The 24923-nt window shown below is 43.2% G+C and carries 21 protein-coding genes and 1 tRNA gene; all 22 read left to right on the top strand.

Annotated elements, in window-relative coordinates; genetic code table 11:
• The first annotated feature begins 202 nt into the window (after positions 1 to 202).
• The 22 genes from KSMBR1_RS06540 (at position 203) to KSMBR1_RS06430 (ending at position 24410) form a co-directional block, all read left to right on the top strand.
• The gene (locus tag KSMBR1_RS06540; protein ID WP_099324591.1) at positions 203 to 829 is read left to right on the top strand and encodes an ATP-dependent Clp protease proteolytic subunit; all 627 of its coding nucleotides are present in this window, start codon (positions 203 to 205) and stop codon (positions 827 to 829) included.
• 844 nt (positions 830 to 1673) lie between these two features.
• Positions 1674 to 3014 carry an acetyl-CoA decarbonylase/synthase complex subunit gamma gene (acsC, locus tag KSMBR1_RS06535; protein ID WP_099324590.1) on the top strand — a complete coding sequence of 447 codons (1341 nt, stop codon included), beginning with the start codon at positions 1674 to 1676 and terminating at the stop codon, positions 3012 to 3014.
• A 230-nt stretch (positions 3015 to 3244) separates the two neighbouring features.
• Entirely contained in the window at positions 3245 to 5179 is a 1935-nt protein-coding gene (locus KSMBR1_RS06530; protein WP_099324589.1) for an ASKHA domain-containing protein, read from the top strand.
• A gap of 14 nt (positions 5180 to 5193) precedes the next feature.
• Positions 5194 to 5964: a carbon monoxide dehydrogenase accessory protein CooC gene (locus KSMBR1_RS06525; protein ID WP_099324588.1), complete on the top strand. Its 771-nt coding sequence runs from the start codon at positions 5194 to 5196 to the stop codon at positions 5962 to 5964.
• Positions 5965 to 6149: 185 nt separating this feature from the next.
• The gene (locus tag KSMBR1_RS06520) at positions 6150 to 7106 is read left to right on the top strand and encodes an acetyl-CoA decarbonylase/synthase complex subunit delta (protein ID WP_099324587.1); all 957 of its coding nucleotides are present in this window, start codon (positions 6150 to 6152) and stop codon (positions 7104 to 7106) included.
• A 31-nt stretch (positions 7107 to 7137) separates the two neighbouring features.
• The gene (locus KSMBR1_RS06515) at positions 7138 to 7923 is read left to right on the top strand and encodes a dihydropteroate synthase (RefSeq protein WP_099324586.1); all 786 of its coding nucleotides are present in this window, start codon (positions 7138 to 7140) and stop codon (positions 7921 to 7923) included.
• A 562-nt stretch (positions 7924 to 8485) separates the two neighbouring features.
• A complete protein-coding gene (locus KSMBR1_RS06510; protein ID WP_099324585.1) occupies positions 8486 to 8899 on the top strand; it encodes an acyl-CoA thioesterase in 414 nt (137 codons plus the stop codon).
• 498 nt (positions 8900 to 9397) lie between these two features.
• The gene (locus KSMBR1_RS06505) at positions 9398 to 10348 is read left to right on the top strand and encodes a chemotaxis protein (protein WP_099324584.1); all 951 of its coding nucleotides are present in this window, start codon (positions 9398 to 9400) and stop codon (positions 10346 to 10348) included.
• Between the two features lie 517 nt (positions 10349 to 10865).
• Complete coding sequence (locus KSMBR1_RS06500; RefSeq protein ID WP_099324583.1) at positions 10866 to 11816, top strand: carbohydrate kinase family protein; 951 nt, start codon at positions 10866 to 10868, stop codon at positions 11814 to 11816.
• 314 nt (positions 11817 to 12130) lie between these two features.
• Positions 12131 to 12517 carry a hypothetical protein gene (locus KSMBR1_RS06495; protein ID WP_099324582.1) on the top strand — a complete coding sequence of 129 codons (387 nt, stop codon included), beginning with the start codon at positions 12131 to 12133 and terminating at the stop codon, positions 12515 to 12517.
• A 31-nt stretch (positions 12518 to 12548) separates the two neighbouring features.
• Positions 12549 to 14624 carry a HEAT repeat domain-containing protein gene (locus KSMBR1_RS06490; protein ID WP_099324581.1) on the top strand — a complete coding sequence of 692 codons (2076 nt, stop codon included), beginning with the start codon at positions 12549 to 12551 and terminating at the stop codon, positions 14622 to 14624.
• Between the two features lie 165 nt (positions 14625 to 14789).
• Positions 14790 to 16145: a Trk system potassium transporter TrkA gene (gene trkA / locus KSMBR1_RS06485; RefSeq protein WP_099324580.1), complete on the top strand. Its 1356-nt coding sequence runs from the start codon at positions 14790 to 14792 to the stop codon at positions 16143 to 16145.
• Positions 16146 to 16178: 33 nt separating this feature from the next.
• Positions 16179 to 17663, top strand: coding sequence for a TrkH family potassium uptake protein (locus KSMBR1_RS06480; protein ID WP_099324579.1), 1485 nt, complete (start codon positions 16179 to 16181; stop codon positions 17661 to 17663).
• Between the two features lie 312 nt (positions 17664 to 17975).
• Positions 17976 to 18052: transfer RNA gene (locus KSMBR1_RS06475), tRNA-Val, on the top strand.
• A 114-nt stretch (positions 18053 to 18166) separates the two neighbouring features.
• Positions 18167 to 18433 (top strand): hypothetical protein, encoded by a 267-nt coding sequence (locus tag KSMBR1_RS06470; RefSeq protein WP_172953476.1) that lies wholly within the window; start codon positions 18167 to 18169, stop codon positions 18431 to 18433.
• A 9-nt stretch (positions 18434 to 18442) separates the two neighbouring features.
• Positions 18443 to 18721: a hypothetical protein gene (locus KSMBR1_RS06465; protein WP_099324577.1), complete on the top strand. Its 279-nt coding sequence runs from the start codon at positions 18443 to 18445 to the stop codon at positions 18719 to 18721.
• Between the two features lie 794 nt (positions 18722 to 19515).
• Positions 19516 to 19977, top strand: coding sequence for a hypothetical protein (locus tag KSMBR1_RS06455; protein WP_157820422.1), 462 nt, complete (start codon positions 19516 to 19518; stop codon positions 19975 to 19977).
• A 176-nt stretch (positions 19978 to 20153) separates the two neighbouring features.
• Entirely contained in the window at positions 20154 to 20735 is a 582-nt protein-coding gene (locus KSMBR1_RS06450) for a Rossmann-fold NAD(P)-binding domain-containing protein (protein ID WP_099324574.1), read from the top strand.
• A gap of 247 nt (positions 20736 to 20982) precedes the next feature.
• Positions 20983 to 21486, top strand: coding sequence for a hypothetical protein (locus tag KSMBR1_RS06445; protein ID WP_164994542.1), 504 nt, complete (start codon positions 20983 to 20985; stop codon positions 21484 to 21486).
• Positions 21487 to 21723: 237 nt separating this feature from the next.
• On the top strand, positions 21724 to 22206 hold the full coding sequence (locus KSMBR1_RS06440; protein WP_099324572.1) for a hypothetical protein: 483 nt from the start codon (positions 21724 to 21726) through the stop codon (positions 22204 to 22206).
• 765 nt (positions 22207 to 22971) lie between these two features.
• Positions 22972 to 23505 (top strand): REP-associated tyrosine transposase, encoded by a 534-nt coding sequence (locus KSMBR1_RS06435; protein WP_099324571.1) that lies wholly within the window; start codon positions 22972 to 22974, stop codon positions 23503 to 23505.
• Between the two features lie 371 nt (positions 23506 to 23876).
• Positions 23877 to 24410, top strand: coding sequence for an REP-associated tyrosine transposase (locus KSMBR1_RS06430; protein WP_099324570.1), 534 nt, complete (start codon positions 23877 to 23879; stop codon positions 24408 to 24410).
• The last annotated feature ends 513 nt before the right edge of the window (positions 24411 to 24923 follow it).

Here is a 24923-nt window from a genome sequence, read left to right as displayed (position 1 = left end):
GCCTATTAAAGCATATCCAGGTGGATTCAGGTTTGCAACCCATGCGTTTATTTGAATAATGGGGCTATGCACTGCGGCTCGCTGTTTTATTAAAAAAACCGCCTAAAGCCTGAACCCGCGAATGTAGTTTACAGCAATTTTATTATTCAACAGAGAGTGGAATTAAATTATTTTTTACAGGATTTTATCGTGGAGTGAATGTATGATTTTTGAAATGCCATTTTTAAACACCAGGGGTGATAGCGAAGAGGAGAAAGAAGAGAAAGAAGAAAAAAAACGTGGCGGTGGAGATTTAATTGCAAGATTGCTTAAGACACGCACGATTATTGTTACGGATGAAGTAAATAAAAAAATGGCAGAGAGGGTCATAACGCAACTATTACTCCTCGAGGCGGATAATGACGAAGATATCAGGGTATTCATTAATTCTCCGGGCGGAGATGCCGACGCGGGTTTTGCGATGTACGACATGCTGCGTTTTGTTAAACCGAAAATTAAGGCTATTTGCTCGGGGGTAGTTGCCAGTGCGGCGGTCATTATTCTTTTAGGAGCAAAAAAAGAGGATCGGTATAGTTTGCCAAGTTCGCGCATACTTATCCATCAACCTTCCACCGGTATTCATGGAACTGCATCGGATCTTCAAATCGAGGCAACCGAAATACTGAAATGCAGGGAAAAAATGAATCGTATGATTTCCGTAGAAACCGGTCAACCGATAGGGAAAGTAGAGACAGACACAAAGAGGAATTTTTGGATGTCTGCCGAAGAAGCTTGTCAGTATGGTTTGGTCAATAAAATTATATCCTCCAGCGATGACTTAAAAGTATAAAGATAGAGTGCCTTAATCAGTAATTTCATGGCATCTTTTGGCAAAATATTTGTACGAATCCTCTACCTTACCTCCTCCAGAAGGGAGGAGAATGTTCCCCGCTGGCGGGGGGTGCAGTCTGGAAGTTGTTTCGTTTCGGCTATGTCTGTTTAGGCAGGATAATTGTAACTATTCAGCGTAAACATTACACGACTCCCGGCGGGTTCAGGTTTGTAACCCAATGTCATTAAGTTAAGCAACCTGCCAGAAAAGTTCCCCTTAATAAAGGGGGAAAAGGGGGTTGTTTTTAATAAAATAATTCTTAATACCTTAGTTATTTGAAAAATCCAAGGGGATATAAAAAACAATGTAGCCCCTTTAGGGGCGGTCTGTTTGTAGCGCAATAAAATTCAACAGGTAAATAGCTCCGTAGGAGCGGCCTGTATATGATTGACAGGAAGACAGGCCGCTCCTGACGGAACTAATATCTGTTATGGTATCCTATCTACTATAAACAGGTTGCTCCTACGGAGCTTATCGGTAATACGTTTTTTTTTTAAACCAAAGTGTTACAATAATTCTTAACTTAATGACATTGGTTTGTAACCTGAACCCGCGAATGTAGTTTCCATCGCCATTACGTTCCCAAACAGATACTTCACTATGTTCAGTACAAGGTTTGAGAACGAGTTGTGCTTCGGTAGTTTAATAGATTACGCTGAATAGTTACGGATAATTACTTGATATTTTAAATAATCATGTATAGAATATTTACCCCTTTTCCTTATATATTACATAATGGCAAAGGGGTATTTTTTTTATATAAAAAAAATTGCTAACTTCTTTATCGAAAGGATGTTGACGAATGGCTTTAACCGGACTGGATATTTATAAGCTGCTTCCAAAAACAAATTGCAAAAAATGTGGGAGGCCTACGTGCCTTGCCTTTGCCATGCAACTGGCGCAAAAGAAGGCAAATCTCTCGGATTGCCCTGACGTAAGTGAAGAGGCTAAAAATACGTTAGGCGCCGCTTCGGCTCCCCCGATAAAACTGGTAACCATTGGAGCAAACGGCAAAAAGGTGCAGGTAGGCGAAGAAAACGTCCTATTCCGGCATGATGAAAAATTTTATCATCCCACCGGCATAGGGATTACTATTTGTGACGATTTGAGCAATGAAGCATTCGACGAACGCCTGAAAAAAATTAACAATATGAAGGTTTCAAGGGTTGGCACTGAGATCGAAATTGATCTGATAACACTCATTAATAAAAGCAATACGCCGGAAAAATTTGCCGATGCGGCAAAAAAAATAAGCGAAGGTTCCCACCATTGTATTATATTAAGCAGCACCTCCGTAGATAATATGAAATCTGCACTCGCAAATTGCGCGGAGAAAAGACCCTTGCTGCATGGAGCAAATGCGCAAAATTGTGCATCGATGGCGGCATTAGCGGTAGAAAATAAATGCCCGATGACGGTGACCGCCCCTACTCTTGAAGAGCTTGCAGACCTTGCCGAATGCGCAAAAAAAGCAGGCGTGGAAGAGATTGTCCTTGATGTGAGCGGTGATAATCCCAGGGATGTATTGCAAAAATTAACAAAAATAAGACGCGCAGCCCTTAAGAAAAACTTTCGTGCCATCGGATACCCCGCCATTACGCTTGTTTCAGAAGAAGACCCGTTCATGGAAATTTCGTTAGCCGCAACATATGTGGCGAAATACGCTGGCATTGTGGTGGTGGATCATTGTGAACCATGGGGCATTATGCCGTTGCTTACCGTCAGAACAAATTTATATACCGACCCGCAAAAGCCAATACAGGTCGAACCAAAGCTGTATGGTATAGGCGATGTGAAAGAAGATTCACCGGTTATCTTCACTACCAATTTCTCTCTTACTTATTATACCGTATTAGGAGAGGTTGAGGCGAGTCGTGTTCCCGCATACATACTGTCCGTTGATACGGGAGGCACTTCGGTGCTGACCGCTTATTCGGGCGACAAGTTAAATGATAAAACGGTAGCAAAGGCCATGGAGGCTGCACAGGTGGCCTCTAAGGTGAAACACAAGAAGTTGATTATTCCCGGGCTTGTTGCTGCAATGTCTGGAAAATTGCAGGAAACCCTTGGGTGGGAAATACTTGTAGGACCTAGAGAAGCCTCAGGAATACCCTCTTACCTGAAGACCGAGTGGCATAATTAGAGGTTCGAGGTTCGATTTACGCTTTAAAATTCCAAATTGTAAATCATAAATTAATAAAAAAAGGAAACCACATATTTCACTGACTTCGTCGTGAGCTCAGTCGAACGATTACACAGATCAAAAAAATCTAAAATCGTAAATCGTTCATCCAAGATGTTCAGTATCAATATACCGTACTAAATTTTTTAGAAAATCATATACTTTTGGCTATAAAAAGCCGTGGAAATAGCATGGAAGATTCACACTATACAATACATTTTCTCCCTAATGATATAACTGTTGAAATAGAACCGGGAAAGACGGTGCTTGATGCCTCATACAAAGGCGATCTCTTTATTAATGCCTTGTGCGGAGGGGATGGCACCTGCGGCAAATGTAAGGTAATTCTTCAGTCCGGGAAAACACAAAGGCGGCCTTCCTCCCATATTTCTGTAGAAGAAGCAGAAAAAGGATATGTGCTTGCATGCAAAACATTAATAGATGATAACCTTGAAGTATTTATTCCCGAAGAGTCACGGCTGGACAAGAGCCGGATACTGGTAGGGGATAATATGCTGTTTTCCGGTTCTCAGGCGGCCATTAATCCGGGAGTAGAACAGTTTAAACATGCCCCGTTGATAAATAAGATATATCTTGAATTGCCGCGTCCAACCATGGACGACAACATGGCGGATTATGAAAGGCTCTGCCAGGGCATTTCCTCGGAAACAACTATTTCTGCGGAAAAATTATCCATACACCTCGCTGTTTTAAAGCAATTGCCGGCGCTGCTAAGAAGCAGCGACTGGAAGATAACAGTAACCCTGGCAAACAGATGCCCATTATTTGAAATAATCGAGGTGCAGCCGGGTGACGTAAGCGCAAACAATTATGGGATAGCTGTTGACATTGGAACAACAACAGTAGTAGCACATCTGATTAATTTGTCCACAACGGAAACCATTGACGCCGAAGCCACCTATAATTCACAGATCAAGTACGGTGACGATTACATCCAGAGAATTATGTATGCTGCCCAAAATAATGCGATGGAAATGATGCACGAAATGCTGACAGAGGATGTTAACCACCTCATATCCACGCTGGTGAAAAGGAATACCCTGAATATCCACAATGTCAATGCCGTCGTTTGCGCAGGCAATACGGTAATGACTCATTTTCTCATGGGCCTTGACCCGACTAATATAAGAAAGGAACCGTATCTTCCTGTTGTCAATATTATTGCGCCAATAAGGGCAAGTGAAATCGACGTCAGGATTAACAGTCATGGCCTGCTTTACACGCTGCCCTGCGTTGGGGCTTATGTCGGCGGAGACATATCTGCCGGCGTTTTATCCATAAGATTGGATAAGGCGGAGGCATTATCACTGCTGATAGATATCGGCACTAATGGTGAAATTGTGCTGGGAAACAAGGACTGGCTTGTATGCTGTTCCGCGTCCGCCGGCCCGTCTTTTGAAGGCAGCGGAATTTCCTGTGGTATGCGTGCAGCAAAAGGCGCCATTGAAAAAATAACCATTACACCGGACTTTGACGTAATGTACAAAACAATCGGTGACGCCCCTCCCTCCGGAATTTGCGGCTCCGGGTTATTGGAATGCCTGGCAAATCTGGTAAGAAGCGGCGTCATTGACCGGACGGGGAATTTTCAAAAAGGGATAAAAACGGAAAGATTACGGTCTACGGATAACGGACAGGAATTTCTCCTTGTAGACAGGAAAGAAACGGCAAAAAAGAAAGACATCATTATTACGCAGGCGGATATACAGAACCTTATCCGGTCCAAAGCGGCTATTTATTCCGCGATTTCCACCTTACTGGAATCTATGGGAATGGACGTGGAAAGTATCGAACAGGTGTACCTCGCCGGCGGGTTCGGAAGCTATCTGGATGCGAAAAGTGCCGTTACCATTGGCATGCTCCCTGATATTGAGATCGCAAAAGTACATTTTGTCGGTAACACTTCAATAATCGGTGCGAAAATGACCTTATTCTCCGCGGAGGCCCACGAAGTTGCAAAAGAAATCGGTACGAAAATGACCTATATTGATCTGATGAGCAACAATAAATACATGGAAGAATATGTATCGGCAAACTTTCTTCCTCACACGAATATTGAAAAATTCCCCTCCGTGGCAGAAGAATTAATGGTGAGTAAAAAATAAAGGAGATCCATATCATGGCATATAACATTGCAGTTGCAGGAAAAGGTGGTACGGGGAAGTCTACTATCTCCGCGCTTATCATACGATACATCACCGAAGAATTAAAAAAGACCGTTTCAGCAATTGACGCGGACCCTAACTCTTCCCTGGGACCATTGCTTGGTCTGCACATCGACAGCACTGTTGCGGACATACGGGAAGATATTATTGAAAAAAAAGCGGAGTTTCCTGCGGGCATGTCGAAGGACAGATACATAGAATATTGTATCGAGGAATCGATTGTCGAAAGAGACAAATTTGACCTTTTGACCATGGGCAGGCCCGAGGGGCCAAAATGCTATTGTTATGTTAACAATCTCCTGCGAAAATATCTTGATAAAGTAGGAACTACCTATCCTTTTGTTGTGCTGGACAACGAGGCGGGGATGGAACATCTTTCACGCAGGACAACAAATAATATTGATTTTCTGATGATCGTCGGCGAACCTACTATTGTAGGTGCCTTGACCATGCAGCGTATCATTAAACTGGCAGAATCCCTACCAATAACGATTAAGGAAAAATTTTGCGTGTTAAACCGCGTGCCTGAAGAGGGTATTCATGAAAATATGCAGCAGAAACTGGATAGCCTGGGGATTAAAGTTTCTGCCATATTCCCATTCGATCAGGAAATATACAATTCTGCGGCTTGTGGAGTCTCCGTCTTTGAAATCTCACGGGAGAGTAAATTTTATCGGAAATTGGGAGATTTTTTACGGCAACATTTGCCCGCAACCGTGCTTTAAAAAGGCGCTGCCGGCAAAATATGATTTTATCATTTGTAGGGTGGATTAAGGCGCGGCCTTTTCGCGACGAATCCACCAATAATAACGAAAAAGGTGGATTCGCTGTTGCTTAATCCACCCTACTCGTGAGAACATAATTTAGATTTACAAGGTACGTTAGACCTGGATAAGTAGGAGAACGATTCATGGAAATACCAAATGTAGCTGAAAAATGGACAAGTAGCGTAAACGAAATTACCATCGGAGCAACAAAAGAAGAGGGGGGAACAAGAGAAAAAACGGTTACTATCGGCGGCTCAAAATGCATTCCTTTTATGGATTTTGACGGCAGCAAGGGACACAAACCGGTAATTGCAATGGATGTTTACGATATATCGCCCGACGACTGGCCTGAAACGTTAAAAAAACCTTTTGCGGACGTCCTGGACAACCCCGCACAATGGGCAAAAAAGTGCGTAGAGTATGGAGCGGACTTAATCTGTTTGAAACTGGAAGGCATCCATCCGGATAAAGGAAACAAATCTGCGGCAGAAACCGTGGACGTCGCAAAGTCTATCCTTGCCGCCGTCGGAGTTCCCTTAATCATCTGGGGTTGCGAACATGATGAAAAAGATAATGAGATTTTGCCAAAGGTGAGCCAGGCATTAAAAGGAGAAAATTGCCTGATAGGGGTAGTAACTCAGGATAATTACAAAACGCTTACCGTTACCTGTCTTGCGGACGGGCATAGCATTATAACACTCTCGCCGGTAGATATTAATATTGCGAAACAGGTAAACATCCTTGTCTCTGAAATGGATTTTCCACTCAAGCGCATCGTCATGTTCCAGACAACGGGCGCATTGGGATACGGTATGGAATACACGTATTCTATACAAGAGCGTGAAAGAATCGCCGCCTTAACCGGAGATAAATTAATGGCAATGCCGGTAATTTGTGACGTTGGCCATGAAGCATGGCGGGCAAAAGAAGCAAAATCCGACGATAAAGATGCTCCTCAATGGGGGCCACGTGAGGAAAGAGGCCCCATGTGGGAAACGATTACCGCAACAAGCCTTTTGCAGTCCGGGGTTGATATTATCCGCATGAATCACCCGAAGGCCGTAGCCGCAGTGAAAAAATGTATTGACCGTTTATACTAAAATTACGATTTTAAAAAGGGGAAAACATTCGATGATTTCTATCGGCGAACGTATTAATGGTATGTTTAAAGACGTGAGGGAGAGTATTAAAAATAAAGATCCGAAAGCGATACAGGAACTGGCAAAAAAGCAGACGGAAGCAGGTGCCACGTATCTGGATGTGAATGTGGGGCCTGCTGCAACTGACCCGGTAGACGCCATGAAATGGCTGATTGAGGTTATTCAGGATACCGTAAAAACTCCTATTGCCATTGACAGTCAAAAGTGGGACATAGTGGAAGCCGGTTTGTCGGTAGTAAAAAATGATGTATTAATCAATTCAACAAAGAGCGATCCGGAAGAACTGGATAAATACATGGGCATAGCAAAGGACTATAACGCCTCTTTAATATGCCTTACCATGGATAAACACGGCATTCCGCAGGACGTGGAGAAGCGTATGGAATTTGTAATGCAGATTGTAGAGAAGGCCGTTGAACATAATTTTCCCATGGAAAAAATCCTGATTGACCCGGTATTGTTTCCCATCAATGTAGACCAGAAACAACCAGCACTCATGTTTGATATTTTCAGCCAAATACAAATGATCTCAGACCCGGCGCCTCAGAGGAACGTGGGATTGAGCAATTTTTCTCAGGGTACAAAAGAAAAAAAACTTCTTGCCCGCACCTTCCTGACTATGGGAATCGCATATGGGTTAAATGCCGCACTGATGGACGTCCTTGATAATGACCTGATGGATGCTGCAATTACAGCAGAGATTATTATGAACAAAAATGTTTACAGCGATTCCTACCTTACCGCATTCAGGAAATAGTAGGGTGGTACGATTTGGGATTTGTACCTCGTACCTCCAGACGGGTTCGGGTTTGCAGCATTACTGTCAGTAGGGGGATTTTAGCCATTTTAAATACATAGAGCGCTATTCGCCAAATAAACTATGGGTTCAGGTTGCAAACCAATGTCATTAAGTTAAGAATTATTGTAACACTTTGGTTTTTAAAAAAAGCGTATTGCCGATAAGCTCCGTAGGAGCAACCTGTTTGTAGATAGGATACCATAACAGATCGTAGAGACAGGTTTGAAACCTGTCTCTATAATCAGGAGCGGCCTGTCTTCCTGTCAATCATATACAGGCCGCTCCTACGGAGCTATTTACCTGTTGAATTTTATTGCGCTACAAACAGACCGCCCCTAAAGGGGCTACATTGTTTTTTATATCCCCTTGGATTTTTCAAGTAACTAAGGTGCTATGAATTATTTGATCAAAAACAACTCCCTTTTTCCCCCCTTTATTAATGGGGACTTTTGCGGCCGTTTGTTTAACTTAATGACATTGGGTTGCAAACCTAAACCCGCCTGAAGTTCTATAAAACATCATGGACGATTTTCGAAGGAAAATACACGAAATAAAAACGCGCGTGCGATACCAGGAAACAGACCAGATGGGGATTGTTTATTACGCGAATTTCCTTGTTTTCTTTGAAATGGGGCGTACTGAATATTTGCGGCAATGCGGACTGCCTTATTCCGAAATGGAAAAGGAACACATCTATTTTCCAGTGGCCGAAGTGCATTGTAATTTCCGTTCCCCTGCTTACTATGACGACGTACTTATTGTACGAACATGGGTTTCCGAATTGAAACATGCAACGGTTCAATTTAGTTATAAAGTATTCAGGGAAGAGGGTGATACATTGGTTGCCGAAGGATACACAAAGCTCGCATGCCTTAATGCAAAACGTAAACCTGCGGCAATACCGGAAAAATTACGAAAATTGCTGCAGCCATAAAGCTCGTGCACTTTTTGTCTTTTTGTCAAAGGAGCATTCACGATTTTTTGTAACCGTTTGTGTGATTGGGGCAAAACAACGCTGCCAGGGGTTAATACTCGCGAAATCCGAAACAAATTCTAATGACAAAATGATTCGAAATTCTAAACAAATGCATCTTTTCTATCTTGCTTTTCGTGCTTAATATTTGTTGCCTGCCTGCGCGTGATTGCACGCAGATAGGTATGTTTTGGATTTGTTTCGAATTTTATTCGTTGTTATTCGGATTTTTTATTTATTGCTTGTTTGGTTCCGGCTATGCCAGCTTAATAATATATGTAATAAGAGCAGTCTATGGTTCCCCCTCGTATTTTAAAAACAGTCATCATTTTGCATTTGCAACACCCGGAAACGATGAAAATGGTTTTATAACCATATTGTGTTGTAGTGTATGTGCTTAAGCTATTTTTTGTAGTCTTATTTTCGAGCCGGGGAAGTACTAACGGAAGGAGCATTGCTATGGCAAAACAACAAATTCTCCTGGAAAGCGGCACCAATGAAATGGAATTGCTGGAGTTTCTCCTAAGAGATCAGTCGTTTGGTGTAAATGTTGCAAAAGTACAGTCGATAGTACAGCATGACCCAAAAACAGTCACTAAGGTGGCTACGTCTCTTCCGGCCATGATGGGGTTGATGCTGCACCGGGGAAAAACAATACCCCTCATTAATCTGGCAAACGCACTAGATATACAGAAGAAAAACAGCGATGATGCAAATAGCATATCGGTGGTAATAGTAACTGAATTTAATAATTCAATTAATAGCTTTTTGGTAGATGGAGTGAACCGGATTCACAGGCTTTCCTGGAGCGATTTTATTCCAATAAGCAATATTATCAACAGCAGCGGGTCAGGTGTTATCGGGTCGGTGCATATCGATAATAAAGAAATTATGATTATCGATTTGGAACATATTCTTTCTAAAATATTTCCACACTTGGCGATTGGCGAGGCTGCCAGCGAGACATTTCAAATAGAAAAAAAACAGGGACGTGAAAATGTGGTGGTTTTCTTTGCCGAGGATTCGAAGACTATTCGTGACAATGTTGTTCGCGTACTGAGCAGTGCGGGGTATAGTAATGTCCGTGTGTTTGAAAATGGTCAAAAGGCGTTTTATGCACTGATGGGAATACGTGACAAAGTAAAAGCGGAAGATTCTTTTTCCACAGAACTACCCGATGTATTAATATCTGATATAGAAATGCCGGAGCTTGACGGATTAACCTTATGCAAAAGGATAAAGAGCGACGCCTTGCTCAAAAATATCCCTGTGATTATGTTTTCCAGCCTGATAAATAATCAGATGGTGGTGAAATGTGAAAGTGTTGGCGCTGACAACTATGTAACAAAACCGGAGATGAATAAATTAATACATATGCTTGACGATAGTTGTTTAAAGAAGGAAAAATAACTGTAGGGGCAAAGCATTTGCTGTAAATTGGCATAAATGTTTTCATGCCCAAACTAACAAATACTCCGCACCTACTAACGCTCGTTCCCAAGTTCCGGTTTTGGAACGTAATTGTATTGGAAGCTCCTGCTTCCATTTTAATGGCCAAATGGTTGAGATGATTTAACGATTTTGACGAAGCATCAGTAACTATTCAGCGTAAACGATACACGGCTCGTTCCCAAACCTTGTACTGAACATAGTGAAGTATCTGTTTGGGAATGCATTTGTTCGAGAAACTCCGGTTTCTCGCCTGTTTGCTGATAGATAGGGAATAAAATCACAGGGTTAAGACAGTTTGTAATTTGTCAAGCCAGACCCTCACTGGAAACAAAGTTTCCAGTGCAATTGCGTTCCCAAACAGATACTTCACTATGTTCAGTACAAGGTTTGGGAACGAGCTCGAATTTATAGCAAATACTTCGTCCCTACTTGTTACGATTTTTTTTAATCACTTCATTATTGAGAAGGAAAAGCAATGAATATACTTGTTTCAGGTTCAGTGGCATATGACAGAATTATGGATTTTCCCGGAAAATTTTCAGATCACATTCTTCCCGAAAAAACACACCTGCTGAATGTATGTTTTATGATTAATGAACTGAAAGAAAATTTTGGAGGAACTGCGGGCAATATTGCTTACGCGCTCTCCTTGTTTGGCGAAACCCCCAAAATTATTGCAACTTCCGGACGTGATTTTGAACCGTACAAAAAGTGGCTGGAAGACCATAAAATATCTACCATGCATATAAAGATGATAGAGGAAGAATTGACGGCAGGGGCATATATTACAACAGACCGATCGGACAATCAAATAACGGCGTTTAATCCGGGTGCCATGAAATATAGCGCCTGGTTTGATTTTGATGCTGCGGCGAAAGAAGTGTCCTTGGCAATTGTCTCTCCCGGAAATTTGGATGATATGATGCAGTTTTCAAAAATATATAAACAAAAAGGAATAGAGTATATCTTTGACCCGGGACAGTCCTTGCCTGCATGGTCAAAAGAGCATCTAATGGAAGCCATTGACGGGGCAAAAATATTTATCTGCAATGACTACGAATTCCAGCTTACGCAAGACAAGACTTCCATGACAAGCGAAGATATTATAAGGGGAACGGATATTTTGATTATAACGAAAGGGGAATACGGGTCCGCAATTATATGCGGAGAAAACGGAACCACAAAGACATATGACGTCCCTGCCGCAAAAGTATCCGTGGTAAAGGACCCCACCGGCGCCGGAGATGCTTACAGAGCCGGTTTAATAAAAGGATTGGTTTCAGGCAAGGGGATTGTCCATGCGGCAAAGATAGGCGCCGTTTGTGCCGCCTATGCAGTTGAAGTGTATGGGACGCAAAACTTTCACTTCACAGCAGATGAATTTAAGGTGCGGTTTAAAGAGGTATTTAAGGAATCACCTTTTTAGCATAGTAGATTTGTGAAGTACGAAGTTTGATTTACGATTTGGGATTTAAATCGTACCTTGTAAACCTACACAATGTTCCCGCGAGTTGTTGTAGCCAAAAGCGTCTGGTCTTAGAATAATAAACACATTTCTTAAATTTCCTGTTGATAGAGGAGCCTTGTGTTCCGTGGTTTAACTGGTTTTTATAAAACTTATGCAAACAAAAACCATAAATCCAGCCTCGTACCTCCCAAATCTTTTTATATTGACCGAAAAAGTGGAATTTGTTACCATCAAGCGGTCTTTCAGTCAGCTATTCTTACAGAAACGTCATAATGCAGCAAAAAGCCGCAATCAAAAATAGTTTAACCACAAAGGGCACAAAGGATATACAGAACGCAAAGGATGCAAAGAAAAACCTACAAAAAAAGAAGTTTTTACGGGGTAATACTATATACCCAGCCCTGATTACCAAGGTGTTTTTTGCTGCCTCAACCCAAATAGCCCATAATTGTGTAGCGCATACCTTTGCAGGGAGAAAAGGTATTATCCTGCCATGGACAAGCCGGAACCAAACAAGCACAAAGCACAAAGCAAATTCTAAAATCCTCCCCCTAATCCCCTCCAAAGGGGGAGAATGTCCCCCGCTGGCGGTGGTGCAGGGGGTGGATTTGTATTCAGCATTTCGGATTTCCACTTCTATGGTGGCGGTATTTACCTGAAAATTACTTTTAAATAACGGATCATTAACGCATGCGAAGAGAAATAAAACTGATGCTATTCGGAATGGTGTTATATCCCATGTGTGTATTTGGCACTATGGGATGTGCCTCTGTACCAATGAAAAAGGTGGTTATTGAGGAAAAAGAGCCAAAAGCGGATATAAAACTGCGCAGGAATATAGACGAATGGACCCTTCAGTTATATTCAGATGACCCCACGATACGAAGTTTTGCGGCAGTTTCTTTGCTGGGATTAAATTTGCAAAATGCGCAGGAACCCTTAACAAACATATTAAAAGATGCAAAAGTGCGGGAAGATATTAAAATATCCGTGATAAGGGCATTCGGATTTGCCAGAGATGATCGTGCGGTTGAATATTTAATCCGCCTGTTGGGCGATGAATCTGAACAAATAAGAACCGTTACCTTGAATGCGCTTGGGAGGATTAAAACAAAAAAAACAATAAATATGATGGCGGACGCCATGCTTAACCCTAAGCAGTCAAGGGATGTTAAGATACTGTTGGCAAAGGCATTAGGCAATACGAATGACCAGGACTCCGTAGACCCGCTTATTAAAATGCTTCGGTCTGATGATAGTGATTTGCGGGAAACCGTGATGGCGTCTTTGGAGAAAATTACAAAAGTATCAAGCAACAAGGATTCCTCATGGTGGAGGGAATGGTGGCTGCGTAATAAGTCGAAAACACGGGAACAATGGCTGGATGAAATTGTGCTGAAGCAGGAAGAAAAGACCCAGCAATTAGAGGCAGAGATTGAACAATTAAAACAGGAAGTGGCGCGAAAGACTATTAAGCTCATTGAACTTGGACATGACAAAATAGACACTGCATTGTTGAGTGAAGCGATTAAAAGTGATTATCCGGAAGTAAGAATTTTTGCCGCAAAGGAATTGGCAAAGATAAAAGACTCATCAATTGTCGATATATTGATTAATGCCATATCAGACAAAGAAGAAGAAGTACGTATTGAAGTTGTTCAGACACTAGGGGTGATTAACGATGAAAAAGCGCTAAAACCTTTAATTCGTGCCCTGGGTGATGAAAGTTTGATTGTGAGAGAAAAGGCTGCCAGGGCGCTTGGACAATTTGGGAATGATGAGGTGGTGGCGGTTCTCATCGAAGCGTTAAACAATAAAACAAATGCCCCCATTGTGTCTACGATAATAGAATCGTTAGGCGAGACGGGAGATTTAAGAGCGGTTGATACGTTGATTCAATTTCTAACGCACGAGAAGCCCGAAATAAGGGAGTGTACTGCGGCGTCTCTTGGGAAACTCGCCGATGTGCGCGCGGTGCCGTACTTAATTGCCGCCCTGAACGACGGGGAAGAACGTGTCCGGTGGTATGCGGCAGATAGTTTAGGGAAAATCGGCGACCCTGTATGTGTGGAACCCCTTATTAAGCGCCTGTCCGACAGTAGTGCCCGAGTAAGAGAGTCGGCGGTGACGGCTCTCGGCCAGATTGGAAATCTGCCGGCAATTGAGGCTTTGATAAAAGCGCTTCAGGATGTTGATAAACGGGTTGTGGAACAAGCGGCCGGGCGTTTGGTGAATATTGAAGACGCAACGTTTGATATTATGGAGTCCGTGGCGGCTAGTTTTTATAATATTGCAGATTATAAGCGGGCAGAAATCGTTCTTGGCAGAATAATGGCAAAATATGCAAAATTCCCGGAGTTACAGGATAAGGTCTTGCAAATCAGGATAAAACGGGCAAAAACATTATTTGCGTTAAAAGATTGGCAGAACGCACTCAATAATTATGAGGAAATTTTAAAACATAATTCCGTTGATGACACAATAAAAAAAGAATTTATTCAGTGCGCAAAAGAGCTGAAACAGTTTGACCGTGCGCTAAAATGGTTCACCGTGTGGCTTGAAGAGAATCCCCGGAATTGCCAATGGTGCTGGCAAGGTCGTTTGGACATTGCCACTGCCATGCTTGAACAGGGTAACTATGAAAAGGTAAAGGACCTTATCGCCCTGTTGAAGACGGAGGACCCTAATCTTGGCGGCGAAGAATTTTTACCCCATTTTCAGGCATTAAATGACAAAATTGAAATTGGCGTCGCCAATGCAAAATAGTAACGAAGTACGATTTACGAGGTACGACCTGAAATCCCAAATCGTAAGTTAATAAAAGAAGAAACCACAGATTACACAGACTTCGTCGTGAGCTCAGTCGAACGATTACACAGATTAAAAAAATCGTAAATCGTAAATAATTTTTAACAGGAGTTTGAAATATAAATGAAAATCCTTATCGTAGGAGCAGGTGCGGTAGGTTTTAATCTCGCAAAACAATTGTCTAAAGAGGGACACGATATCTCTGTTATAGACAAAGACCAAAACATGGTCGACCGTATTACGGAGAAAATGGATGTTTCTGCAGTGTTGGGAATGGCCACGTCTCCTTCAATCCTGGAAGAAGCCGGGATTAAGAATACCGACGTCGTATTGGCCGTAACAAACAGCGATGAGATAAATATCGTGACGTGTATACTTTCGTATAAATATAATGTAAAAACAAAGATTGCAAGAATAAGAAACCCGGAATTTTCGGAAAAAAAACCATTTGTACACCAAAACGGGTTTCATATCGACTACATAATAAACCCGGAAATGATAACAATTAATTCTATCATGAATATCATCGGCACTCCTGGCGCAAACTATGTGGCCGATTTTAAAGGAGGGGACGTTCTGCTGAGAGGGTTTAGCGTGCCTGCGGATGCCCCGATAGTCGGTAAAAAACTTGCCGATCTGGAAGAAATTGAATACACGGATTCTTTTCTTATCGTCGCTATCCAACGGAATGATGAAATGATTATTCCTACGGGAGAAACAGAAATTAAACCGAACGATAACATCTATGTGGTTATGGCAAAAGAGGCATTGCCATTCTTCCTTCCGATGGTGAACAGGCGGGCAGATGAAGTCGCAAAAGTCGTTATCTATGGCGTAAACCGGGCAAGCCTTAATTTGGCGAAGAAACTGGAAGATAGAAAAATCGGGGTTACCATTGTAGAACCACTCAAGGAAAAAACGGAAGAAGCGGCGTCAGTGCTGGACAGAACAATTATCCTGAAGGGCGATGCCCTGGATATTGATATCCTGAAGGAATCTTCTATTCACATGGCGGATTTTTTTGTGGCTGTTTCTGAAAACGAACAGAGCAACCTTCTCGCCGCATTGCTGGCAAAGAGGCTCGGAGCAAAAAAGGCCATTGTGCTCACGGAAGACCCCGCGTTTGTACCTATTATTAATTCTCTGGGTATTGACGTGGTAATAAACCCAAGGCTCATCACCGCAGGTTCCATCTTGCAGCATATCCGCAGGGGCGATACCCTTTCCGTGGTAAAGTTTCAGCAAAGCGAAGCCGAGGCCATGGAGTTGATAGCATCGGAACACTCAAAAATTTTAGGCAAGCCCCTGAAAGAGGTACACTTCCCAAAGGGTGCTATTATTGGCGCTATTTCACATAATGGAGTTATGAAACTGCCCACAGGCGATACCATAATAAATCCTGGGGAAAGCGTGATTGTTTTTGCACTTCCAAATGCCATCGAAAAAGTCCAAACCCTCTTTTCCAATGGAAAAGTCTGAACTCATTTCATCATCACTTAAACCTCATCGTCTATGAACATTTCGATAGTACTTCGTACGGTATCTAATCTTGCGTTAATGCTTTCCGCAATATTCTTAATCCCGCTGGGCGTTGCGTTGTTTTATAAAAACTACGACACCTTATGGGCCTTTATCCTGGCGATAGTTCTTTCCGGCATGTTGGGCGGACTTAATAAACTATTCTTCCGGAAAATTGAAGAAGAAATAGGCATCAGAGAAGGCATTGCCATTGTAACGTTTAGCTGGTTCATCTGTATATTCCTGGGAGCAGTTCCTTATTGGTATTCCGGGGTATGCACAACGTACACCGATGCGGTTTTTGAGACAACAAGCGGTTTTACCACAACAGGGTCTTCCCTTCTTACAAACGTGGAAATATTGCCGGAAAGCATACTTTTCTGGCGGACATTTACCAATTGGCTTGGCGGGATGGGTATTATTGTCGTTTTTGTAGCATTACTCCCCGCTATGGGCGTAAGCGGATACCCGCTCTTTACTGCAGAGGTAAGCGGCCCTACCGTAGGCAAACTGAAGCCCAGGATCGCGGCAACGGCAAAGGTGCTGTGGATTATCTATCTTGTTTTTACGGCAACAGTGACGCTATTGTACTTCCTGGGCGGCATGCCGTTTTTTGACGCCATTTGCCATTCCTTTGCCACGGTCTCAACGGGAGGGTTTTCCACAAAGAACACCAGTATTGCATATTTTGATAATCTTTATATAGAAATTGTAGCCGCCGTCTTTATGTTTATTTGTGGTTGTAATTTCGGGCTTTATTATCAGTGTTTTCAGTTAAATTTCAAAAAAATACTGAAAAATTCCGAACTGCGTTTTTTTGCCGGACTCAATCTGATAGCAATTGTCTTTGTTGCCGTGTTTTTATACCTCGGCCAGCCTGGCAGCTTTCATAATGAAGCCGGCAGTGAGTATCATCAGCATTTTGAATATTCCCTCAGACGTTCGTTCTTCCAGGTAGTTGCAATATGCACCGGAACGGGTTTCTCAACGGCAGATTTTGACGTATGGCCTGATATATGCCGGTTTCTGCTCGTATTGCTCATGTTTATCGGTGCGTGCGCAGGTTCAACCGGCGGCGGCATTAAAAGCGTGAGGATATTGATACTGCTCAAGTCCAGCATGCGGGAAATAGTACGTGTAATAAGGCCGCGCATGGTAAAACATGTAAAGATTAACGGCGAATCGGTGAGTGGGGAAATTATTACCGGCTGCTCGGTATTCTTCGTGGTGTACCTTGGATTTTTCGGGGTGTGTTCGCTGGCATTGATGGCGACAAATCTTGACATGGTGACCTCCTTTTCTGCCGTAAGCACCTGTATGTCCAATTGCGGTCCCGGACTTGCAAAAGTTGGCCCATCGCTTAATTTCAGCGAAATTTCTTATTTCTGTAAATGGATTTTAAGCTTTTGCATGCTCCTTGGCAGGCTGGAAATTTACAGCTTTCTCCTTATATTTTTACCGGTAACGTGGAAAAGGTAGAATTGTGTTGACTCATAAAATATGAAATGATATATATAGAAAACCAAAGCTGGAATAGCCGGAACCAAACAAGCAAGATATAAAAAATACGAAATCCGAAACACGAAATACGAAACAAATCCGAATAACAAAACATAAAATTCAAAACATACAACAATTATGAAGCACGAAATGCGAGATACAAAAGATGCATTTGTTTAGAATTTCAAATCATTTTGTCATTAGAATTTGTTTCGGATTTCACAATCATCGGGTTTCACTATTAAATGTCTTGCCAAAAAATACAAAGAAATTACCGATAAGGTACTACGGGGGCGATTAGCTCAATCGGCTAGAGCACTTGCCTTACAAGCAAGGGGTTATAGGTTCGAGTCCTATATCGCCCACCATTTTCAAATCCCCGGTTTCCAGTCCACAGACCACAATCCTCAATCTGCAATTTGCCGATTGCCGACTTCTGAGGGAACTGCGTGCCCCTCCAACCCCTGTGTTTATATGCGTTTTTGTCAGGAGAATGTATTATTACTACAACCATAAAGCAGGAAACCGGTCTTATCAAAGTCAGGCAATACATCATCGATAGTGAGGGTCACAAGGTGGCTGCAATAATTGACATTGAAGAGCTTCGTAGGCTGGGAGAAGTGTTAAAGAATATTCCATCATCAGAGGTATGGCTCTATCAAAATAGCGAAGCCTTTGAAGACGTCCAAAAAGGTTTAAAAGAGGCATCGGAAGGAAAAATCTCAAAACTCAATCTTGACGACCTATAATAAAATCCCTTGTTTGAAATATTCTTAACCGACCTCGACAAACTCAAAACCGACAAGGGACTTTTCAAGAGATACACGGCGGTAAAAAAGGCCATTCAGTTTCTGTCTCAAAATCCAAGGCATCCGGGCTTGCAAACCCATGAGTTTACCACATTGAAAGGGCCGAAAGGAGAAAAGGTTTTTGAGGCTTATGCTGAACAATCCACACCGGCAGCATATAGAATATTTTGGTGCTATGGCCCTGACAAAAAACAGATTACCATCATAGCCATAACAGCTCATCAATAATTGCAGTATGACAGTAGGAAAATTTCGGCGTTGCTTACGGCGAGACCGCTTAGCGGCTGCAATATGAGGGGAAGAAACCGGCTCTCCATCCTGCCTGAAAAATCTATATAATCCGGGGTTCCCCCTTTCGTAATTTTGCGTGAGTATTGAGGATTTCGGATTTCAGCATTAAATATTTTGCCAAAAAATACAAAGAAATTACTGATCTCCAGTCTCCAGTCTCCAGTCCCCAATCTGCAATTTGCCGGCTGTAGATTGTAGATTGCTTCATAAACATACAAAGAGAAATACGAGTGCCAATAAGCGGGTTATTCATAATAGCGTGTTTTTTATTCATCATAGCGGCAGCGAGCTATTTTTTTGCGAAAACGAAGATATTTTCTTTTGCGTTACTCCTGTTTTACGCATGCAATACGTATCTTTCTCAAATATTGCTTTATCATTCTCACCCCATACTTTTTTACATAATAATAACACCCTTCCTACTCTTCCCCACGGTCTGCCTTATCCTCTTTGCTCTGGATGTGCGCTATGGTTTGTTTTGTACAGATACCACATTCGTTATTATATTCGTATGGCTGCTCATACCCGCATACCTAATGACAAATATCATCCTATACATTGTGTTGTGAAATCCTAAGCTGGTATAGCCAGGATGCTACAGACGAAAGATATCCCTCTTCCTTCGTCCCTCGTCCTTCGCTGGCCCGTCATTATCACAGGCAAATCTTGCTATGCATGACTAATGACTAATTTTCTTGACAAAACTGCAGGTCAAATTTAAGCTGCTGTTTATGAAGAATTTATCCATTATTATTCTATTCATAGCGTCCGCTCTTATTGTCTGTAATAGCCAAACATTTGCCATAGAGACCGCGCCGCACATCAGCGACCGGGAAATCGTGGAAAGGCTTACACGGCTCGAAGAAGGGCAGTCTGCTTTTCGCGAAGAAGTAAAACAACTCCGGGAAGACATGAATAAACAGTTTGACCGTATAGACAAACAATTTGACCGGCTGGTCCATATAATGCTGGGTATCTTTGGCGCATTTGCGGCGTTGTGTGGCGGCACGATATGGTTTGCCCTGTGGGACAGGCGTACCATGATACGCCCCTTTGAAGACAAGGTTAAGAAGATAGAGGACGACATCGCGGCAAACCGCAACAAGCTGCATACCTTCATAGATGCATTCAGAACCCTCAGCAAGACCGATGAAAAAGTCGCCGGCATCCTGAAGAAATTCAACCTGCTGTAAAAACTACCGGTTCCCGACTTTCAAAAGAGAAACCACAGATTTCACAGATGAAATAAAAAAAGGATTTTATGGGGCAGGCACAGATTATAAAATCGGTCCGCAGTCCTCAATCGGCAATCTGCAATTTGCCGACTTCTGACTTCTGACTTCTGATTTCTGACCAAGGACTAATTTTCTTGACAAAACTGCATGTCAAATTTAAGCTGCTGCTTATGAAGAATTTATCCATTATTATTCTATTAATAGCGTCCGCTCTTATTGCCTGTAATAGCCAAACATTTGCCATAGATGCCGCACCGCACATCAGCGACCGGGAAATTGTGGAAAGGCTTACACGGCTCGAAGAAGGGCAAAACGCACTACGGGCAGAAATCAGGGCAAATGCGGATGTAATAAGACAACTCCGTGAGGACATGAATAAACAGTTTGATCGGGTAGATACTCAGTTTGGCAGGATGGATACCCAGTTTGGCAGGATAGATGCTCAGTTTGACAGAATAGACAAACAATTTGACCGGCTGGTCCATATAATGCTTGGCATCTTTGGCGCATTTGCGGCGTTGTGCGGCGGCACAATATGGTTTGCCCTGTGGGACAGGCGCACCATGATACGCCCCTTTGAAGACAAGGTTAAGAAGATAGAGGACGACATCGCGGCAAACCGCAACAAGCTGCATACCCTCATAGATGCATTCAGAACCCTCAGCAAGACCGATGAAAAAGTCGCCGGCATCCTGAAGAAATTCAACCTGCTGTAAAAACTACCGGTTCCCGACTTTCAAAAGAGAAACCACAGATTTCACAGATGAAATAAAAAAAGGATTTTATGGGGCAGGCACAGATTATAAAATCAGTCCGCAGTCCTCAATCGGCAATCTGCAATTTGCCGACTTCCGACTTCCGACTTCCGACTTCTGACTTCTGACTTCTGACTTCTGACTTCTGATTTCTGACCAATGACTAATTTCCTTGACAAAACCGCATGTCAAATTTAAGCTGCTGTTTATGAAGAATTTGCCCATTATTATGCTATTCATAGCGTCCGCTCTTATTGCCTGTAATAGCCAGGCATTTGCAATAGAAGCCGCACCCCACATCAGCGACCGGGAAATCGTGGAAAGGCTAACACGGCTTGAAGAAGGGCAGTCTGCTTTTCGCGAAGAAGTAAAACAACTCCGCGAGAACATGAATAAACAGTTTGACCGTGTAGATACCCAGTTTGGCAGGATAGATGCTCAATTTGACCGCATAGATAAACAATTTGACCGGTTGGTCCATATAATGCTTGGCATCTTTGGCGCATTTGCGGCGTTGTGTGGCGGCACGATATGGTTTGCCCTGTGGGACAGGCGCACCATGATACGCCCCTTTGAAGACAAGGTTAAGAAGATAGAGGACGACATCGCGGCAAACCGCAACAAGCTGCACACCCTCATAGATGCATTCAGAACCCTCAGCAAGACCGATGAAAAAGTCGCCGGCATCCTGAAGAAATTCAACCTGCTGTAAAAACTACCGGTTCCCGACTTTCAAAAGAGAAACCACAGATTTAACAGATTCCACAGATTGAAAAACGGAAACCACAGATTTCACAGATGAAATAAAAAAAGGATTTTATGGGGCAGGAACAGATTATAAAATCGGTCCGCAGTCCTCAATCGGCAATCTGCAATTTGCCGACTTCCGACTTCTGACCAATGACTAATTTCCTTGACAAAACCGCATGTCAAATTTAAGCTGCTGTTTATGAAGAATTTATCCATTATTATTCTATTCATAGCGTCCGCTCTTATTGCCTGTAATAGCCAAACATTTGCCATAGAGGCAGCACCCCACATCAGCGACCGGGAGATAGTGGAAAGGCTTACACGGCTTGAAGAAGGGCAGTCTGCTTTTCGCGGAGAAGTAAAACAACTCCGGGAAGACATAAATATCCAGTTTGGCCGTATAGATAAACAATTTGACCGCATAGATAAACAATTTGACCGGTTGGTCCATATAATGCTGGGCATCTTTGGCGCATTTGCGACGTTGTGTGGCGGCACAATATGGTTTGCCCTGTGGGACAGGCGCACCATGATACGTCCCTTTGAAGACAAGGTTAAGAAGATAGAGGACGACATAGCAACAAACCGTAACAAACTGCATACCCTCATAGATGCATTCAGAACCCTCAGCAAGACCGATGAAAAAGTCGCCGGCATCCTGAAGAAATTCAACCTGCTGTAAAACATAAATGAACCTTGACAGAAGATGTACGAAGTACGATTTGAACCATGAGCCACGAACCATGAGCCATGAGCTGGCGTAGACAGAACCAAACAAGCAGGAAATAAAAAATACGAAATTCGAAGTACGAAATACGAAACAAATTCAAAAATACAAAATCCCAATGAAAAAAACCGTAGTACTTTAGTCTTTTGAAACGGGAAATTATCATTTGTAGTGCGACGAACCTCGTCGCACTACATGACTACATCGTGCAGCAAACAATGTTTTTGTCATTGTATTTTTGTATTTCGGAACTTGTTTCGGATTTCGAGCGTCGTATTTCGTATTTTAACATTTTTAGCAGGTAGCCCATTATGCCGCATCTACACGTATTTGACACTCATGCATACGTCAAGAGGGTGTATCGAGATAGATCAAATTGAATTATGAAAAGAAGCTGGAGCTTCTGGTATAAGCGTATTCCCAAGCCGGAGCTTGGGAACAAGGGTGTGCGCCGGAGCTTGGGAACGAGAGAGACTGGGAACTAGAGATGCCTGGGAACGAGAGGTGTTCCCAGTCCCCAGTCTGCAATCCTCAATCTGTAATTTGCCGACTGCCGACTGCCGACTTCAGACCTCTGACTTCTGACTGCCGATTGCCGATTGCCGATTGCCGATTGAAGACTGTTTCACCCTCGTTCCCAAGCCCCGGTGCACACCCTCGTTCCCAAGCTCCGGCTTGGGAACGTACATGCGGTAAAAGCGATGCTTTGCGTGGAAAATCATGAGGTCACGTTACAAAATAGTAAAAAACAGCAACCTGTATTTTATAACCTCTACAATTGTCGGGTGGCTACCGGTATTTACAGAAAAGATATTTTGCGACATCATAGTCAATTCGTTAACTTATTGCAGACAGAAAAAAGGGCTGCGATTGTTTGCTTATGTTGTAATGGATACCCATATACACCTCCTTGTTTCGTCAGAGGCGGCGTCTGAAATAATAAGAGATTTTAAGAGCTATACTGCGCGGGAAATTATACGGATAGCAAAAGAGAATCAGAGGAAGCGGCTTCTGAAACAGTTTGAATTTTACAAAAAAGGACACAAGGCGACCAGCGAATATCAGGTATGGCAGGAAGGATTCCACCCGCAGATGGTTGCGCAGGAGGATGTGCTTAGACAAAAGGTTGCATATATACATTGCAATCCTGTAAGAAGGGGGCTGGTAGAAGATGCCGGACATTGGGTTTATTCGAGCGCAGGGAATTACCTTTATGGCAAAGGATGTATCGAGATAGATCAAATTGAATTATGAAAAGAAGCTGGAGCTTCTGGCATAAGCGTATTCCCAAGCCGGAGCTTGGGAACAAGGGTGTACGCCGGAGCTTGGGAACAAGGGTGTACGCCGGAGCTTGGGAACGAGGGTGTGCGCCGGAGCTTGGGAACGAGAGAGACTGGGAACTAGAGATGCCTGGGAACGAGAGGTGTTCCCAGTCCCCAGTCTGCAATCCTCAATCTGTAATTTGCCGACTGCCGACTGCCGACTTCAGACCTCTGACTTCTGACTGCCGATTGCCGATTGAGGACTGTTTCACCCTCGTTCCCAAGTTCCGGTGCACACCCTCGTTCCCAAGCTCCGGCTTGGGAACGTACATGCGGTAAAAGCGATGCTTTGCGCGGAAAATCATGAGATCACGTTACAAAATAGTAAAAAACAGCAACCTGTATTTTATAACCTCTACAATTGTCGGGTGGCTACCGGTATTTACAGAAAAGATATTTTGCGACATCATAGTCAATTCGTTAACTTATTGCAGACAGAAAAAAGGGCTGCGATTGTTTGCTTATGTTGTAATGGATACCCATATACACCTTCTTGTTTCGTCAGAGGCGGTGTCTGGAATAATAAGAGATTTTAAGAGCTATACTGCGCGGGAAATTATACGGATAGCAAAAGAGAATCAGAGGAAGCGGCTTCTGAAACAGTTTGAATTTTATAAAAAAGGACACAAGGCTACCAGCGAATATCAGGTATGGCAGGAAGGATTCCACCCGCAGGTGGTTGCGCAGGAGGATGTGTTTAGACAAAAGGTTGCATATATACATTGCAATCCTGTAAGAAGGGGGCTGGTAGAAGATGCCGGACATTGGGTTTATTCGAGCGCAGGGAATTACCTTTATGGCAAAGGATGTATCGAGATAGATCAAATTGAATTATGAAAAGAAGCTGGAGCTTCTGGTATAAGCGTATTCCCAAGCCGGAGCTTGGGAACAAGGGTGTACGCCGGAGCTTGGGAACAAGGGTGTACGCCGGAGCTTGGGAACGAGGGTGTGCGCCGGAGCTTGGGAACGAGGGTGTGCGCCGGAGCTTGGGAACAAGGGTGTGCGCCGGAGCTTGGGAACAAGGGTGTGCGCCGGAGCTTGGGAACAAGGGTGTACGCCGGAGCTTGGGAACGAGAGAGACTGGGAACGAGAGATGCTTGGGAACGAGAGATGTTCCCAGTCCCCAGTCCCCAGTCCCCAGTCCCCAGTCCCCAGTCCCCAGTCCCCAGTCTGCAATCCTCAATCTGTAATTTGCCGACTGCCGACTTCTGCCCTATGACCTCTGGCTTCTGGCTTCTGACTTCTGACTTCTGACTTCTGACTTCTGGCTTCTGGCTTCTGACTTCTGACTTCTGACTTCCAACGTTAACCCTTTAAAACGCTGTGTGTTACTCTTTTGTAAAGTTTGGG

This window comes from Candidatus Kuenenia stuttgartiensis (assembly GCF_900232105.1).
In the GTDB taxonomy this organism is placed as follows: Bacteria; Planctomycetota; Brocadiia; order Brocadiales; family Brocadiaceae; genus Kuenenia; species Kuenenia stuttgartiensis_A.
This window is presented reverse-complemented; position numbering and strand designations above follow the sequence as displayed.